General features: G+C 43.1%; 19 protein-coding genes. 13 read left to right on the plus strand and 6 right to left on the minus strand.

The genetic code is table 11. The annotated features are described in order from the left end of the window. Window position 1 precedes the first annotated feature (1 nt). The 5 genes from CHU92_RS14450 (at window position 2) to CHU92_RS14470 (ending at window position 6,580) form a co-directional block, all read left to right on the plus strand. Entirely contained in the window at window positions 2-1,993 is a 1,992-nt protein-coding gene (locus tag CHU92_RS14450; protein WP_094416797.1) for a protein-disulfide reductase DsbD family protein, read from the plus strand. Between the two features lie 253 nt (window positions 1,994-2,246). Continuing rightward, entirely contained in the window at window positions 2,247-2,948 is a 702-nt protein-coding gene (locus CHU92_RS14455; protein WP_094416799.1) for a hydrolase, read from the plus strand. A 52-nt stretch (window positions 2,949-3,000) separates the two neighbouring features. Further along, window positions 3,001-4,803, plus strand: coding sequence for an amidohydrolase (locus tag CHU92_RS14460; protein WP_094416801.1), 1,803 nt, complete (start codon window positions 3,001-3,003; stop codon window positions 4,801-4,803). Between the two features lie 3 nt (window positions 4,804-4,806). Continuing rightward, window positions 4,807-5,223 (plus strand): DoxX family protein, encoded by a 417-nt coding sequence (locus tag CHU92_RS14465; protein WP_094416803.1) that lies wholly within the window; start codon window positions 4,807-4,809, stop codon window positions 5,221-5,223. Between the two features lie 4 nt (window positions 5,224-5,227). Beyond that, window positions 5,228-6,580 carry an alginate export family protein gene (locus CHU92_RS14470; RefSeq protein WP_094416805.1) on the plus strand — a complete coding sequence of 451 codons (1,353 nt, stop codon included), beginning with the start codon at window positions 5,228-5,230 and terminating at the stop codon, window positions 6,578-6,580. A gap of 381 nt (window positions 6,581-6,961) precedes the next feature. Here CHU92_RS14470 and CHU92_RS14480 read toward each other — a convergent pair whose 3' ends face one another. From CHU92_RS14480 to CHU92_RS14500, 5 genes are all read right to left on the minus strand, one after another. Beyond that, complete coding sequence (locus CHU92_RS14480; RefSeq protein ID WP_243389616.1) at window positions 6,962-7,312, minus strand: YgaP family membrane protein; 351 nt, start codon at window positions 7,310-7,312, stop codon at window positions 6,962-6,964. Between the two features lie 155 nt (window positions 7,313-7,467). Next, complete coding sequence (gene murA / locus CHU92_RS14485) at window positions 7,468-8,781, minus strand: UDP-N-acetylglucosamine 1-carboxyvinyltransferase (protein WP_094416809.1); 1,314 nt, start codon at window positions 8,779-8,781, stop codon at window positions 7,468-7,470. A 15-nt stretch (window positions 8,782-8,796) separates the two neighbouring features. Further along, window positions 8,797-9,489: a DUF4290 domain-containing protein gene (locus CHU92_RS14490; protein WP_094416811.1), complete on the minus strand. Its 693-nt coding sequence runs from the start codon at window positions 9,487-9,489 to the stop codon at window positions 8,797-8,799. Between the two features lie 12 nt (window positions 9,490-9,501). Then, entirely contained in the window at window positions 9,502-9,786 is a 285-nt protein-coding gene (locus CHU92_RS14495) for a DUF493 family protein (protein WP_094416937.1), read from the minus strand. A gap of 236 nt (window positions 9,787-10,022) precedes the next feature. Continuing rightward, window positions 10,023-10,379: a hypothetical protein gene (locus tag CHU92_RS14500; RefSeq protein ID WP_094416813.1), complete on the minus strand. Its 357-nt coding sequence runs from the start codon at window positions 10,377-10,379 to the stop codon at window positions 10,023-10,025. 68 nt (window positions 10,380-10,447) lie between these two features. Here CHU92_RS14500 and CHU92_RS14505 point away from each other — a divergent pair, with 68 nt between their 5' ends. From CHU92_RS14505 to CHU92_RS14535, 7 genes are all read left to right on the plus strand, one after another. Beyond that, window positions 10,448-11,053, plus strand: coding sequence for an alpha-ketoglutarate-dependent dioxygenase AlkB family protein (locus tag CHU92_RS14505; RefSeq protein WP_094416815.1), 606 nt, complete (start codon window positions 10,448-10,450; stop codon window positions 11,051-11,053). A gap of 136 nt (window positions 11,054-11,189) precedes the next feature. Beyond that, window positions 11,190-11,495, plus strand: a complete 306-nt coding sequence (locus CHU92_RS14510; protein ID WP_129583102.1) for a hypothetical protein — start codon at window positions 11,190-11,192, stop codon at window positions 11,493-11,495. 63 nt (window positions 11,496-11,558) lie between these two features. Continuing rightward, entirely contained in the window at window positions 11,559-12,500 is a 942-nt protein-coding gene (locus tag CHU92_RS14515; protein ID WP_094416819.1) for a 1-phosphofructokinase family hexose kinase, read from the plus strand. A gap of 20 nt (window positions 12,501-12,520) precedes the next feature. After that, window positions 12,521-12,802, plus strand: coding sequence for a hypothetical protein (locus CHU92_RS14520; protein WP_165764676.1), 282 nt, complete (start codon window positions 12,521-12,523; stop codon window positions 12,800-12,802). 113 nt (window positions 12,803-12,915) lie between these two features. Beyond that, on the plus strand, window positions 12,916-13,140 hold the full coding sequence (locus tag CHU92_RS14525; protein WP_129583103.1) for a hypothetical protein: 225 nt from the start codon (window positions 12,916-12,918) through the stop codon (window positions 13,138-13,140). Window positions 13,141-13,457: 317 nt separating this feature from the next. Further along, entirely contained in the window at window positions 13,458-14,534 is a 1,077-nt protein-coding gene (locus CHU92_RS14530) for a carboxypeptidase-like regulatory domain-containing protein (protein ID WP_094416824.1), read from the plus strand. Between the two features lie 72 nt (window positions 14,535-14,606). Next, complete coding sequence (locus CHU92_RS14535) at window positions 14,607-14,975, plus strand: CoA-binding protein (protein WP_094416826.1); 369 nt, start codon at window positions 14,607-14,609, stop codon at window positions 14,973-14,975. Here CHU92_RS14535 and CHU92_RS14540 read toward each other — a convergent pair. After that, window positions 14,950-16,461, minus strand: coding sequence for a sodium:solute symporter (locus tag CHU92_RS14540; protein WP_094416828.1), 1,512 nt, complete (start codon window positions 16,459-16,461; stop codon window positions 14,950-14,952). The two genes, CHU92_RS14535 and CHU92_RS14540, sit on opposite strands and share 26 nt — an antisense overlap. Window positions 16,462-16,570: 109 nt before the next feature. On the opposite strand from CHU92_RS14540, the gene recR reads away from it, so the two are divergent. Next, entirely contained in the window at window positions 16,571-17,188 is a 618-nt protein-coding gene (gene recR, locus CHU92_RS14545; protein WP_094416830.1) for a recombination mediator RecR, read from the plus strand. Window positions 17,189-17,423 lie beyond the last annotated feature (235 nt).

The following is a 17,423-nucleotide window of genomic DNA, read 5'->3' on the forward strand; positions in this document are numbered from 1 at the left end:
AATGAAGAAGATTATTTATTGTATAGCATTTTTGTTCGTATTTATAGGTGGCCATGCACAGGTGCTTGACCCGGTAAAGTGGACTTCAAAACTTGAGAAAACATCAGATACAGAATATGTTTTAGTGTTTGATGCTGTAATAGAGCCTAAGTGGCACATGTATTCTCAGTACACACCCGAAGGTGGGGTTAACCCTCTGGAAGTGCTTTTTAATAACAACAAAAATAACTATGAAGCGGTTGGTAAAGCCGAAGAAAGTAAAACACGCACAGCTTTTAATGATGTTTTTGGGGTAGATGAAACCTTTTGGGAAAATACCGCGCAGCTAAGGCAAAAAATAAAGGTTACCAATACTGCTAATACCTTAGTTCAGGTTGAACTGGCTTACCAGGTCTGTAAAGATGTATGCATTCAGCAGAACAAGCTCTTTGAGTTCGACCTTAAAGCGTTAACTGCCAAAGAAGTGATTTCTTTTGATGAGCCGGCCCCGGCGGCAGTTAAGGATACTGTGGCTGGTCAAGATGCAAAAGCTGGTGCAAATATTTCACTTACTTCTGGTAATGAAGCTGAAAAAGGGCTGCTTTCAATCTTTCTAATAGCCTTTATATCAGGTTTTGCGGCGTTACTCACACCGTGTGTTTTCCCTATGATACCGATGACGGTGAGCTTTTTCACTAAGCAAAGCAAATCAAGGGCCGCAGGCATCAGGAACGCTGTTTTCTATGGAATTTCCATAATCATCATTTATGTGGTGCTGGGTTCCATAGTAACGGCTATTTTTGGTGCTGACGCATTAAATGCTTTATCTACAAATGTTTGGTTCAACGTTATTTTCTTTGTTTTACTTATAGTTTTTGCATTTTCTTTCCTTGGGGCTTTCGAAATAATGCTCCCCAACTCATGGGCCAACAAAGTTGACAGGCAGGCCGACAGGGGTGGTTTTGTAGGTATATTGTTTATGGCCCTTGCCCTCGCTATTGTTTCATTTTCATGCACAGGCCCCATAGTGGGCACATTGCTTGTTGATGCTGCTTCAAAAGGCGGTATTGCCCCTGTAATTGGGATGCTGGGCTTTTCACTTGCGCTGGCACTTCCATTCATGTTGTTTGCCATGTTCCCCGGGTGGCTGAATAGTTTACCAAAATCAGGGGGATGGTTAAATACAGTAAAGGTTTTTCTTGGATTTCTTGAACTGGCGCTGGCATTTAAATTTTTATCTAATGCAGACTTGGTATTACAGCTTCATATTTTGGAAAGGGAAACTTTCCTTGCTATTTGGATAGCTATATTTGGGGCGCTGGCACTATATCTTTTTGGCAAAATTTCCCTTCCTCATGATACTCCCCTGAGCTATATTTCAGTAAGCAGGTTGTCTTTGGGCTTGCTTGTATTGGCGTTTACCGTCTACCTGATACCTGGTTTGTGGGGTGCGCCTCTCAAGCTTATCAGCGGCTTCCCGCCGCCATCAAATTACAGCGAATCGCCATTTGGTTTTGGTACGCCTGCAAGCGGCGCAACAGATGGAGCACTCCCGGAAGGGGCTAAAGCTTCGGTGCATGGCATCATAGCTTTTGAAGATTATGATAAAGGGTTGGCTTATGCAAAAAAAGTCAATAAGCCTGTCCTTCTTGATTTTACGGGTTACGCCTGTGTAAACTGCCGCAAAATGGAAGATTATGTATGGTCTGATGAGCGGGTTCTGTCTGTTTTGAACAAAGATGTCGTGCTTATTTCTTTGTATGTTGACTATAAGAAAGAATTACCTGAAAATGAACACTATATTTCCAAAACTACAGGTAAAAAAGTTAAGACTATTGGTAATAAATGGAGTGATTTCCAGATAACAAAATACAGCATCAATGCCCAGCCTTACTATGTACTCATGGGCCATGATGGGCAAAACCTTAACGAGCCTGTAGCTTACACACCCGATATAGCCACATACGAGGCCTGGCTGAAAGACGGAATTTCCAAGTTTAAAAATAATAATTGAATGATATAGAAATAGAAATGCTTACATAGGTAACTGTAAGATTTTTTAATTAATAAGTAATATTTTATTATACTGAATCCTTATGTTTGTATAGATTTTGCAGTCAGTTTCAATGGATACAGCTAGCCGGGTAATGTAATATAAGTTTTTTCTTAATCTGGTTCAATGCGCAGGATGTAAACATGGCAGAAATTTGTGATGTTATTAAACGAGTAATAGTAAAATAACTAAAAAATAACTAAATCACTTTTCTATGAAAAACACAGTTTTAACTATCGCTGCAGCATTGCTAACCACAGTGGCTTTCGCACAAAAGCCTTCTCCAAAATTATTAAGCCCGTCAAACCACACTCTTGTGCTTATTGACCACCAGCCCCAAATGGCCTTTGCAACCCAGTCACACAGTATTGAAAGTATAAGGAACAATGCTGCACTGGTTTCAAAAGCAGCCAAAACATTTAATGTTTCGGTTGTGCTTACCTCTGTGGCAGCCAAAACATTCAGTGGGCCATTATTCTCTGAAATTACGGATACTTTCCCTAATGAAAAGATAATTGACAGGACTACCATGAACACATGGGAAGACCCCGCAGCTTACAAAGCTATTACCGGCAAGGGCAAAAAGAAAATTGTTTTTGCGGGCCTTTGGACAGAAGTATGTATAGTAGGCCCGGTATTAAGTGCGCTTAATGAGGGATATGAAGTTTACTTTATTTCTGATGCCTGCGGAGGCGTATCAAAAGAAGCGCACGATATGGCAGTACAAAGGATGATACAGGCAGGCGCACAACCGATGACAAGCCTTCAGTACATGCTTGAGCTGCAGAGAGACTGGGCAAGGCAGGAAACCTACAATCCTGTAAATGATATTGCCAAAGAACACGGTGGCGGTTACGGCCTTGGTATTAAGTATGCCAAAGAGATGTTCAACGCGCAGGAGGGTAAGAAAAAGTAATGCTTAACCTGATACCCCTGCCGCAAGGCGGGGGTATTTTAATTATGGTACTATGAAAAAGTTATTTTTCTTCCTTATCGCTGCACTGCCTGTTATGGCACAAAAAGCAGCGCCTGACCTTATTGTGCATAATGCTTCGGTGCATACGCTTGATGATGCCCTCCCTGTGGCACAGGCAGTAGCGGTATCAGGCGGCAGGATTATTAAAGTGGGTACTACTGCAGAAGTATTTACATTAAAAAATAAGAAGACCAAAGTGATTGACGCACAGGGAAAAACACTGGTGCCCGGAATTTTTGACAGCCACCTCCATGTAATCAGGGGCGGGCGCTTTTATAATGCTGAACTGCGTTGGGATGGGGTTAGGTCGCTAAAAAGGGCGCTGCAAATGCTCCGCGAGCAGGCACAGCGCACTCCCGCGGGGCAGTGGGTACGTGTTGTTGGCGGCTGGAATGCCTACCAGTTTGAAGAAAAGCGGTTGCCAACCCTGCAGGAAATAAATGAAGCTACCGGGCAGGTGCCGGCTTTTGTACTGCACCTGTACGGACATGCCTACCTCAACAGGGCGGGGCTGAAAGCACTTAATATTACTGCTGATACTCCAAGCCCCAAAGGCGCACTGATACAAAAAGATGAAAATGGTGAGCCTACAGGGCTGCTGGTGGCAGAACCGAACGCTTTCCTGCTGTATTCAACGCTGGCAAAGCTGCCAGAACTTTCGCAGGAAGAAAAGCTGAATTCCACCAGATTATATATGGCAGAACTTAACCGACTGGGCATAACCTCAATAATGGATGCCGGCGGGGGGTTCCAGAACTACCCTGATGATTATGGCATAACCGATTTGCTCAATAAGCGTAATGAGCTTACCGTAAGGCTGCCTTTTTATCTTTTTGCACAAAAAGCAGGTACAGAACTGTCAGATTATACCAAATGGATAACCGAAGTGGAAATAGGAGGATATTGTGAGGCTTCAGCTGAAAGAAAGGCTGTGAAGAACTTTGGTAAATGGGGCAGTGTGGAATATTTTGTGCAGGGTGGAGGTGAAAACCTTGTTGCCACAGCTGCCGATTTTGAGAATTTTGACCAGCCCAGGCCCGACCTGCCGCCTGCAATGGAAGCACAGCTGAAAGCAGTTATAAGCACATTGGTTAAAAACCGCTGGCCTTTCAGGCTGCATGCCACTTATGATGAAAGCATAACCCGTTTCCTTAACGTTATTGAGGAGGTAAATGTCGAAACACCTTTAAACGGGCTGCTCTGGTTTTTCGACCATGCTGAAACAATTTCGGCAGCAAACCTGCAACGGGTAAAAAAGCTGGGCGGGAGCATTGCTATACAGCACAGGATGGCTTACCAGGGCGAAAGCTTTATAAAACGCTACGGAAAGAAAGCAGCAGAATTTACCCCGCCGGTAAAACAGATGATCGATATGGGAATTACGGTAGGTATGGGGTCAGACGGCACAAGGGTTAGCTCATACAACCCGTGGATAGGGTTGTACTGGCTTACTACGGGCAAAACGGTGGGAGGCCTTAAACACATGGCCGATGCCAACCTGCTTGACAGGGAAACCGCATTAGCCCTGTTTACGAAAGGCAGCGCCAAACTGGTAAACCTTCATCATGACAGGGGTATGATAAAGGAAGGCCACCTGGCGGATTTTATACTTCTTTCCGAAGATTATTTTACGGTTGATGCTGAAAAGATACCCGGTATTACCTCGTTACTTACGGTATTGGGAGGTAAAATAGTTTATGGCGACGGGGGCTTTAAGGCACATGCACCTGCGCTGCCACGCGCCCTGCCCGGGTGGAGCCCGGTTAATTTTTATGGTGGTTACCAAAACAGATAAGTTATGGCACGTTTATTTTTCAATATAAAGAAACTCAATTTTGATGTAGCTATGCTCCTGTTCCGCGTGGCAGTATCAGTGCAGCTTATTGTGGTACACGGACTCAAGAAAATCGGTGTCGGTACAGGTATAGCCGAAACAGTTCCTAATCCTTTCGGCTTGCCTGAAGCGCTTAATCAATATTTTGCCATTGCCTCAAACCTTGTGTTTCCGCTATTCGTTATTATCGGGCTATTCACAAGGCTGGCCTGCCTCCCTGTGCTTGCCGTAACATTGTCAGGCTACTTTGTAGTACACTGGAACGATCCGTTGCTGGTTAAAGATGTACCTTTTATGTACAGCCTATGCTTTTTGTTTATAGCAGCTGTTGGCGGCGGCAGGTATTCCGTTGATGCATATTTTGAGGGCAGGAGAAAGTAGTATTATGAAAGCGGCACTATTAACAGCCCTGCTTGCACTTTATTGCCCCTACCTGCGGGGGCAGGAAATCAGCTTCCGGCCATTGCGTTATGAAGAGGATCATGCCCTGTATGCTGATGATACTGTTAAAAGTTTTTACAAAAAACTGAAATACACACAGCTTAGTGCTGAGCCCGCCATTGCACTTTCGGTGGGAGGTGAGTTGCGGCTGCAATACCAGTTTTATGATAATGAGAACTGGGGCGATGCACCGGATGATCATGACGGTTACCTGCTCACACGCTCACTGCTTCATGCAGATGTAAGGTTTAGCAAAGCATTCAGGGTATTTACGCAGTTGCAGAGCAGCTTGGCATCGGGCCGTATAGACCCGAACCCGCTGGAGCACAACCCGCTGGAACTGCACCAGTTTTTTGCCGATGCTGTAGCAGGCAGGTTTACGCTAAGGGCCGGCAGGCAGGAATTCCTTTACGGGTCGCAACGCCTTATTGCGGTGCGGGAAGGCCCCAACAGCCGGCAGTCTTTTGATGCGGTAAAGGTTATATATAATACCAAGGATTGGCAGGCCGATGCGTTCTACAGCCAGTTTGTACGCAACTTTAAGGGCAATTTTAACGACAGGATGAACCCTGACACCAAACTATGGGGTTTTTATAATATTATCAGGCTACATCAGGGCTTTATTATCGACCTGTACTATCTGGGGCTTTATCGTAAACGTGGTATTTTTGATGATGCAGCAGGAACTGAAACAAGACATTCGGCAGGTATGAGGTTCTCGGGTAAGAAAGCTGGCTGGAAGCATGACGCTGAAGCACTGTACCAGTTCGGTTCTTCGGAAGATAAGGCAATCAGTGCCTGGACCGTATCACTTAACAGTTCCTACCAGTTTAATGATACGCCCCTGAAGCCTGTGCTGGGAATAAAGACTGAATATATATCCGGCGACAGGGAGTATGATGATAACAGCCTGAACACCTTTAACCCGCTGTTTCCGCGTGGTGCTTATTTTGGCCTGGCGGCGCTTATAGGGCCTGCCAACCTGTTTGATGTGCATCCGTTTGCCGAATTGCAGGTTACGGAGAAGATAGCTATAGGGCTGGATTATGACTTTTTCTGGAGGGCCAGCCTTAATGACGGTATCTACTCGCCCAATACAGCGCTGATTTATACGGGGCGTAACTCCCGTAGGAGCCATATTGGCAACCAGCTTGGTTTTGAGGCAGGTTATGCGGTAAACGGATTTATAGAGTTGAAGGCAGAGGGTACGTGGTTTGATGCCGGCAGGTATTTGAAAGAATCCGGTGCCGGTAAAGATGTGTTGTTCTTTGCGGCTACGGCCACCCTTAAGTTATAACAACATGCCGTATTGCCCAAAAAAATTAAAATGACGGCCGGAAAGCCTTTGTGTGTGTATTAGCCGCGATGGCAGCGGCATCCTCCCCGCCGCCCGCTTTTGCGGCGGGGATATATAGCGGACAGCGCGACCAAGCCTTTTAAAAAGTGCACTTTGCCTGCCTCTCCAGAAAAACATATTGCATAATTGAATCCAGATGCGATAGGTTTGACTACTTAAGTTTTATTGTTGATTCAGGGAGTGGCTTAAGGGAGCACCCCTTGTTTTCTATGTCCTTTAAGGCCTTTTACATATTTTTTGAGTGTCTTCTCAAATACGGGTTAAGCAATATTTTGCCTGCTTTTCGGGCAGCATCCGGGGGCATGGTATATAATGGAATGTCTATACATCTCCTGCAGCGCCTTCAAACAAGGCATAAGCGGGGCAGTAGCCGGTGACACCCCTGAACAGCATGGCTCCTGCCGTAATACCTTCAATAGCTTTTTTACCGGTGCTGTGGTCTTTGATAAATGCCCTGTATAACAGGTAGCTGCCTGCCGCAATCATAAATATGCGTTCCGGGGTACCCACGTTTATCCTGAGGCCGGGGATAATATTTTTTTTGTTCTCGTGCAGGTAAGGTTCGGCTTCTTTGATGTTTGATATTGATGCGTACCGGTTCGGGTCCGTACCGGACATGTCATACTTAGAGAAATTCCTTTTTGCTGATGACTGGTTTTTAGGAAGTGCCATAATTCTGTATTTTTAGTTATTGTATAAAAATACTTATTAAAACACGGATTATGTTGTAATTAAATTATAAAAAAACCTTAATTAAAGTTAATGAATTCTGTGACACAATATGTGCGGGCCTGATAAAAATTGAGGGCTGCCGCAGCAGCCCTGAATTAATTTATCCTTTCAATTTTTGCTCCGAGCGCCCTGAGCCGTTCGTCTATGCGTTCATATCCACGGTCAATCTGGTCACTGTTCTGGATGATGCTGGTACCTTTTGCGGAAAGTGCCGCGATAAGGAGTGATATGCCCGCACGTATATCGGGTGATGACATCATGATGCCTTTGAGTTGTGATTTAAAGTCGTGCCCGATTACGGTGGCCCTGTGCGGGTCGCAAAGGATGATTTTGGCGCCCATATCAATAAGCCTGTCCACAAAGAACAGGCGGCTTTCAAACATTTTCTGGTGAATCAGTACGCTTCCGCGTGCCTGTGTGGCGACTACCAGGACAATGCTCAGCAGGTCCGGCGTGAAGCCCGGCCATGGGGCATCGGCAATGGTGAGTATGGAGCCGTCAATATAGTTCTGTATTTCGTAACCTTCGGTATGTGCCGGTATGTGTATGTCATCGCCTATGCGTTCTATAGTAATGCCCAGTTTCCTGAACGTATTGGGGATAATGCCCAGGTTGTCCCAGCTTACGTTTTTAATGGTTATTTCGCTGCGCGTCATGGCGGCCAGCCCTATCCAGCTGCCTATTTCAATCATGTCGGGCAGTATCCTGTGTTCACACCCGCCAAGGCTTTCCACGCCTTCAATTTCAAGCAGGTTGGAGCCTATGCCAGTTATTTTTGCGCCCATGCTGTTGAGCATTTTGCAAAGCTGCTGGAGGTAAGGTTCGCAGGCGGCGTTATATATTGTTGTTTTGCCTTGGGCCAGTACTGCGGCCATCACTATGTTAGCCGTGCCTGTCACTGATGCTTCGTCGAGCAGCATGTAGGTGCCCCGGAGCCTGCCATCGGTTTCTACACCATAAAAGTAGTCTTCTTTATTATAACGGAACTTGGCCCCAAGATTTATAAATCCTTCAAAGTGGGTATCCAGCCTGCGGCGTCCAATCTTGTCGCCCCCAGGCTTAGGAATGTAGCCTTTGCCGAAACGTGCCAGCAGCGGGCCAACAATCATAATGGAGCCGCGCAGAGATTTTCCTTCTTCTTTGAAAGCTTCTGACTCGAGGTAGCTTAGGTTTACCTCATCTGCCTGGAAAGTATATGCGCCGTGGCCCAGTTTTTCGGTTTTCACGCCAAGGTTCTGCAACAGCTTTATGAGCTTGTTTACATCAATAATATCGGGTATATTGGTTATGGTTACTTTCTGTGGGGTGAGCAATACGGTGCACAGTACCTGTAGTGCTTCGTTTTTTGCGCCCTGGGGCGTAATTTCACCTTTTAATTGTGTTCCTCCTTCAATTTTAAATGTTCCCATGTAAGCGTAAAAGAATTAGTTTTTCCTGTTTTTGTTATTCTGGTTATTTTTCCCGTTACTGTTGCGCTGCATTTTCTGTTTGGGGTTGTTGAACTGCATTTTGTTCGACATTTTTTTGTTTACCCGCATCAGTTCGTTTGTGTTAGAAAGCTCCTCATTAGTCTTAAGCAGGTTTATGCTGCCTCCGGAGAGTTCCAGCAGGTGCTCAAATATTACCTCATCGGTTACGGTATCTTTATTCCAGCTTAGGTATGATTTTTTCATGTGGTTGGCAATCACGATGATGAGGGCGTTCTTCATTTCGCCATCTTCCCATTTATTGGCTACATCAATCATGTATTTAATATTGTTGCCATAAAAGCGGTACTTGGGGAAGTTTTGCGGGTAGCCGAGCCTGTCGGGCTTTTGTGCCAGCATTTCGCGTGACGGTATTGGGTAGGGCGAGTCAACATCCAGCCTGAAGTCAGACATTATGAATATCTGATCCCATAATTTATGCTGAAAATCGGGTACATCCCGCAAATGGGGATTAAGGCTTCCCATAACTGATATGATATATTTTGCGGCCTTATTTCGCTCTTCACGGTCTTCCAGTGCTACAGCCTGTTCTATAAGCTTTTGCAGGTGCCGCCCGTATTCGGGTATCCTAAGGCCTGGCCTTTCTGAATTATATTCAAGAAAAGTAACTGCTTCTTTTGTGTTTTGCATATTCCGTAATATTTAAAGGGAGATTATGCCTTCAATACCTGAAAGCTCTATGTATTTGTCAATAACACTTTGCGCACTTGCCATGCGTACATTTACAGATACGCTCGTGTACTTGCCGGTTTTAGACTGCGTAGTGTCTATTACGGCGCCCATCTGGTCAAAGGAGTTTTCTATTTTTAGTATTTTTTCCTCGTCTGAAGGTACTATAAATTTAAACAGGTATTCGGCAGGCCAGGTAGCTGAATCCATAAGTTCCTGCTTCAGCCTCTGGTAAAATTCTTCAGTTTTTTTGTCCATCATCATTAAAATAAACGCAAATATACAATTATCCTGTCGCAATACCCTATAATAAATTTTAACCCAAAATTTAAATTTGTTTTTTGCTTCACTAAAGCAACCTTTCACTGATATTTTCATCTACAAAGAACAATCAGTCAGTAAATCAAAAAATGGACAGTAACAGCTTTTACATACCAGGAGTATGAAATTGGGTTGTTTATTTGGTTGCCGCATTGGCCGTAAGGCTGATGCGGCTATTTATAATACATTTTTATTACGGTTAAAATAACCACAGTGGCAGCGCCCATAAAGCAATAAGAATAAAGGACGAGCCTGTTAAGCACCGTTTTGTTGCGGTAAAGCCTTATGACTATAAACAATATGCTGCCCATAAGCAGATTGAAGAAAACCCAGAGCATAAGCGCCCTGTTCAGGGAGGGGTTGCCATTGCCGGAAGCATTATGAAGCGTAATATATAATAAGATGCCATACACTACCAGCCATAGCATATACAGCGCTATCAGTATATGAAAAATGATATGACGGGTATCCAGATTCTTCATCGTATTACTATAAAAAACGTTTTCACGGGTTTCTTCATATCCAGCCATGACAATTTAACATTTAAAGTTTTAAATGCCGATGCATTACTGTAATTTTAAGCACTGAATACAAAGATATGGATCTATTTACCACTCCGGGAATTATGCCTAACCTTCTCCCTTATGATGGGGAAGCCATCTTTTGCGGGGCGGTACTTTCCCAACCGGAGGCGCAACAGTATTTTGACCTCCTGATGGCAACCATACCGTGGAAGAACGATGAAGTGGTTATTTATGGAAAAAAAATTATTACCAAAAGAAAAGTTGCCTGGTTTGGCGATTCTGATTTCTCTTATACTTATTCAAACGTGACCCGCACCGCATTGCCATGGACGGCAGGACTGCTGGAGCTGAAAATGCTTGCAGAGGCACATTCGGGCACTGTTTTTAATTCATGCCTGCTTAACCTGTATCATTCGGGAGAAGAAGGGATGTCATGGCATAGTGATGACGAAAAAGAACTTGGCGAGAATACCGTAATTACTTCATTAAGCCTCGGGGCTGCCCGAAGATTTGCATTCAGGCATAAAATAACTAAGGAAAAGGCTGAACTAGTTCTGGGTAATGGCGACCTGATGATAATGCAGGGAAGTACACAAAAACACTGGCAGCACAGCCTCCTTAAATCTGTAAAGGTAAAACATCCCCGCATAAACCTTACATTTAGGACATTTACATTTTAATTAAAACATAAACAAAGTATGTTTTGTAAAAAAACTGTCAAAATATATAATAGTTATTAGCATATATTTAATAATTTTAACACCATATTTTACGCTTTTAAAATGCGCTCCCCAAGGTATTTTAATTAAAACTATTATGCAGATGAAGTTACGTGATTTCAAAGACTGGATCAATAAACTTTCGGAAGATGAACTGGATAAAGACCTTATGTATAATTCCATTGATTACGGTATTTCGGGTAATGTTAATGAAATTATAAAGTCTGAGCATAACCTTTACTATGTAGGCGACGAGCCTGTCCTGCTGCACACCCGTGAAGAATTACTGAAAAGGGGGTTTACAGAGCCTGATATTGCACAGTTTGAAATAGAAATCCCCGAAGGCTGTTACTATATCGAGATCAGTAATGAGTACAGTATACTTGAAAGATTCCTCCAGTAGTTTAACAGTGTGTTAAGTGCTTTATGCCCCACTGTTTGGTAATTTTACAACCAGAAATAAGCCATGTCTAAAACTGTCCTTACCATTACCCTTAATCCGGCTATTGATAAAAGCACTATTGTTGAAGGCATCAAGCCTGAAAAGAAACTGCGCTGCTTGCAGCCGGTTTATGAGCCGGGAGGTGGCGGTATCAACGTTTCCCGTGGGCTCATAAGGCTGGGCATAACTTCCTCCGCCTTATTTACCTCCGGTGGAAGGGCAGGGGCATTGCTTGAATCACTTGTGGATAGTGAAGGTATCTGTGCCATACCATTCCGTATAGAGGGAGAAACCCGTGAAAATTTTACAGTAGTTGATTCGGCTACCAATGAACAGTACCGGTTTGGCATGCCGGGCGCAGGTATAACCGATGGTGAAGCCGGCCAGCTTTCCAGGAAAATACTGGCGCAAAAACCTACGCCCGATATCGCAGTTATCAGCGGCAGCCTGCCACCCGGTATCAGTAAAGGTTTTTTAAGTAATCTTATTAATAGCCTAAAGCAGCAGCACTCAAAAGTCATATTGGATACTTCGGGTGACGCGCTTAAAGAATCGCTTGATGCGGGAGTTTACCTGATAAAGCCAAACCTCGGTGAACTGAGCAGGCTGTCGGGTAGGGGAGAACTTGATAATGATTCTGCTGACGAAGCAGCAAAAGAGCTTATCGAAGCGGGAAAAGCTGAAGTAGTCGTGGTGTCAATGGGGCCACAGGGCGCCTATGTGGTTACAGCCGCACAAAGTATACATGTACCCGCGCCTTCAGTAAAAAAACGTAGTTCGGTAGGCGCAGGCGACAGTATGGTTGCGGGTATGGTATCCATAATGGCTCAAGGCGGCAGCCTGGCCGACATGGCGCGTATGGGTGTGGCCTGCGGTACAGCAGCTACCATGAACCCAGGCACCACATTGTTTAAAAAAGAAGATGCCGAAAGGCTGTATAACTGGCTTGTGAGGTATGTGAAATAATGCTTATTAAAAATATGGCTATGGATTACCAGGAAGCGAAAGATTTGTATGACGAGCTGAAAAACTTTGAAGGTAAAGCCAGTTTCAAAGGTGAGGACACAGTGATAGACCTTTTTGTGCTACTGCCCGAAGAAGATGCCGCAGCACTTGATATGGCACTTTTTCTCAGGCAACACCAGTCAACAGGTAGTTTTGAGATTAGCGGGCCACATAATGCCGCATATACGGTAATCGGTATCAATATTGCAAAGCAGGATTACAGTAATGATACCGATTATTTTGCGGCTATGATAGTATGGTAAATGATTCCCGGCCAGGCGTTTTTAAATTTAAATTTTTATTGGCTTTTTCTTACCAAAACTTTAAAGGTTTGTGCAGCATCTTTGTATTGCTATCAACCACAACATATTTTAGTATGAAAAAGAATATTGACCTTGCCACAATTAAAAATTTTATCCTTGCCAATGCACTTAACGGGAATGTAATGCTTATGCTCCACCCTAAAAATTTTGAAAGCCTTTTTGCTAAAGGAACTAAAAGAGTCAGATCGCTCTGTATTGCCGGTGTTAATGTTATCCCTGACAATAATAATGAAATTGCTGAGGATGAAATTGATATCCTTGAAATCAAGTTTGGTTAACAGGGGCCATTGCTATCAGTTACCGCACCATACAGGAGGATTTGCAGGAGAACGGCCCACCGGCGATAATATCATACTTTTAGGGGTGTTTGAAAAAAAAGTTATTAAAGATACCGCCGGCAGCTGAAAATAAATCATATCGGTATAGTACCGCTTGATGCTTCTTTAGCCTGTTCATTTTAAACTTTATTTTAGTTCAAAACCCTTAGGGTTTGGTATTTGGAACAATTTGTTTTCAAGGCCTGTCAGGGTTTCCTCCCTACTGTTATATTTGAGGCAATTATTATATTTACATGCAATTAAAAAACTGGATGTAAATGAAAGGTATCATCTCTATTGTGCTTCTTTTGTTAGGGCCTATAACCATGTATGCGCAGCAGGTTGCGGGATTGGTATATGATAATAAAAACCTGCCCCTTCCGGGTGCATTTGTATACCTCGACGGTACAACATTTTCTACTGATACTGATGCCAATGGCCACTTTGTCCTGAATACGGGCGACCGCAATGCGGGGATACTGGTGGTAAGTTTTATAGGGTATAAAACCGCACGTATTCAAAATCCATTTGGAGATAAAAGTCCTCTAAAAATCTATTTAGAAGAAGATATATTAGACATTAAGGAATTAGTAATCAACGCAAAGGCGACTTTTACCCGGAAGCAGATGCTAGCGGCTTTTCGTGAACTTTTTTTAGGAAAATCTTCTGTTGCATTGTCCTGTGATATTGAAAATGAAGATGATATCCTACTGTACTATGATAACAATACCTACACCCTTACCGCCGAAGCCAAAAAGCCACTGCGTATAAAGAATAAAAAACTGGAATATGATGTACAGTTTGATTTAGCCACTTTCGGGGTAAAATACCGAAAGAAAACCCTCGATAATGACGATGTGGAAAGAAGTGTTTTTGCGGGCACCACCTTTTTTAAAGACCTCTCCGAAAATGGTTCAGCAGACAAAAAAAGGAAAAAATCGTATCTGGGTTCTGCCACACACCTCATGAAGACAATTGCTTCGCAAGACTGGTATAACCAGGGTTTTGAACTTTATGTTGACGGCTTTAGGGCTAATCCTAAGGAGTATTTTCAAGTGAAAGATACACTCAATGTGAAAAAGATAACCGGCAAAGTCTATAAACCCTCAACTATTTTTGTAAGGGATACACTTAACTTAGCTGCAGAGCCAAAAAAGCAGACTCTAATGTCGACAGTACGTTATAACCTACTTTACAGGGGCAGCAAGCGATCAGTTTTTATACTCAGGGATGGTGTGTTTTATGTAGACAGGTTCGGGTTGTATTCACCAATAAGCGAAGTAATGTTTGGCGGTTATATTTCAGAACTAAAGGCGGGGGACATGCTGCCTGCGAATTATGAATACAAAGAGTAAATGTTAGCAATACACTAAAAATATAGCTTGTTATTTCTGCACTGGCTAACTTTATAAAAAAAATCCATTCGTATGGCTACACACAAAAAAACACTGGTAATGGGCGCCTCAACAGAGCCCTCAAGATATGCTTACAAGGCCATCAACATGCTGCGGAGGTACGGACACCCTGTAGTAGCTATAGGTAAAAAAGCTGATGAGCTTGACGGCATAAAAATAGAGAAAGGCCAGGTCCAGTATGACGGTGTTGATACTGTAACACTTTACCTTAATCCCATGAACCAGCGCCAGTATTATGATTATATTATTGGCTTGAAGCCCAGGAGGGTTATTTTCAACCCTGGCACTGAAAACCCTGAGTTTTATTCCCTGCTTAAGGAAAACGGCATAGCTGTTGAAACCGGCTGTACGCTGGTTATGCTTTCGATAAACCAGTATTAGCGTTATGCTTCCTGCTTATAAACAGCAAGAGTATAAAAGTGACCATGCCGTTTATAATGATTAGCTCATTGTCAAAAGTGTAACCACCCAGCAGTGTTGAAGAATAAGCGCTGATAAAGTAGGTTACAGCCGGAGATATGAGGCATACAAGCGGAACCAGCCTGTCGCGCACTTCAAAATTCTTCATGAAAAGCCCAAAACTATACAGGCCAAGTAACGGCCCGTAAGTATACCCGGCAATGCGGAAAATCATGCTCACTACAGAATCATCATTCACATAATTGAACAGGATGATTACCAGGAACATTGCCAGTGAAAATAATAAGTGTACCATGTGACGGGTCCTTATATTGTTTTCTTTTTTAAGGTTTTCTTCCTTATCCATTCCTAAAAAATCAACACAAAATGATGTGGTTAATGCCGTAAGTGCCGAATCAGTAGTGGCAAATGTGGCTGCGGTTAGCCCTAAAAGGAAAATAATTGATGGTATGAGTGCCAGGTGGTTAAATGCAATTTCCGGGAAAAGAAGGTCAGTGCGCGGTGTGCCATTCACCTCGGGAACAGCAATACCATTATTTTCGGCAAATATATACAGCAGCGCCCCTACACCCAGGAAAAAAAGATTAATTATTACAAAAATCCCTGTAAAGGTGAACATGTTTTTTTGTGCTTCACCAATATTTTTGCAGCTGAGGTTCTTCTGCATCAGGTCCTGGTCAAGCCCCACCATAGCGATAGTTACAAAAATTCCGCCCAGTACCTGTTTTATAAAGTGAAAGCGGTTGGTTATAAAATCTTCAAAGAAAAAAATTTTGGAATAGTTACTTTTCTTAACGGTTTCAAAAGCCTCGGGCAAACTAAGGTTAAGGCTGTCGCAGATAAAGTAAATAGTAAAAAATACCGATGAAACCAGGAAAAGTGTTTGCAGTGTGTCGGTAATTATAATAGTTTTTAGTCCCCCTTTGTAAGTATAGGCAAAAATAAGCAATAGCGATATAAGTACGGTAACGGCAAAGGGTACCCCAAAATCATCGAATACATATCGCTGGAGCACGAGTACCACCAGGTATAGCCTGAATGCTGAGCCAATAGTACGGCTGATAAGGAAAATGGTTGCCGAAGTTTTGTAGCTGAAATATCCCATCCTGCCCTCAATGTAGGTGTATATTGATGTGAGGTTCAGGCGATAATATAGCGGCAGCAGCACCTTTGCAATGATGATAAAACCAATGGCATTCCCAATTATAAACTGGAAATATTTGAACTGCGCGCCACTGGGTGCGCCAACCTCTCCCGGAACTGAAATGAACGTAACACCTGAAAGGGCGGTGCCTATCATCCCGAAGGCTACCAGGTACCATTTTGAATTTTTATTAGCCTTAAAAAAAGTGTCGTTACTGCTGTCTTTACGGCTTACCAGCCTTGAGATGAGGATTAGTATACCGAAATAAAGGATAATTATAGATAATATGGTTGCAGAATTCATGTAAAATATATTGTATGTTGCAAAACAACTAAAAAAAACTGAAACCACAGCATCTTAAACGTTTCCAAAAACCGCCAGTTAACTGCCAGTTTAGTACATTTGCATTATTATGGAGATGTCGTCAAAATTACTGGAAAAAGCGGTTGCTGAAATTTCACAGCTTCCGGGTATTGGGAAAAGGACTGCCCTAAGGCTTGCACTGCACCTGCTGAAGCAGCCCACAGAGCAGACGCAGATGCTGGCAAAAGCGCTGCAAAGCATGCGTGAAGATATAAAATTTTGTACCCAATGCCATAATATTGCGGACACCGATACCTGTGAAATATGCGCTAATCCGCTACGCGACAGGTCGGTGATATGTGTGGTGGAGGATATAAGGGATGTCATGGCTATAGAAAATACAAACTTGTTCAGGGGCATATATCATGTTTTGGGAGGCAAAATATCGCCTATTGACGGAGTAGGCCCGGGCCAGCTAACCATAGCATCACTTGTGGACAAGGTAAAAACCGGCACGGTAAAGGAGCTAATATTCGCCCTGAGCCCAACTATGGAAGGCGATACCACCAACTTTTATATTTACAGGCAAATAAAAGATACAGGTATAATAACATCGGCTATTGCGCGTGGTATTGCAGTTGGGGATGAGCTGGAATTTGCCGATGAGGTTACCCTTGGCAGGAGCATACTCCACCGTGTTCCATTTGAAAATTCGCTGGCAAAATAATTTCTTAACAAACGCAAAATAATATATTCGTAATTATCTTTACTTAAAAAGGTTAGTAAAATAACAATTCCAATTAATAAATTATAAAGCCGGTCTCAATTTCATAAGAATAAGACCTTATTATTGAATTAATAAGAAAAGTGTGGTGAAGCCTTTAAAAAGCACTGATTTATGAGATAAGTATTTATATTTGCAAAACTGACAAACAGAGGCTTAATTTAAAAATACTTCTTTA

It is taken from the genome of Flavobacterium cyanobacteriorum, assembly GCF_002251835.1.
Taxonomy (GTDB): Bacteria; Bacteroidota; Bacteroidia; order Flavobacteriales; family Flavobacteriaceae; genus Flavobacterium; species Flavobacterium cyanobacteriorum.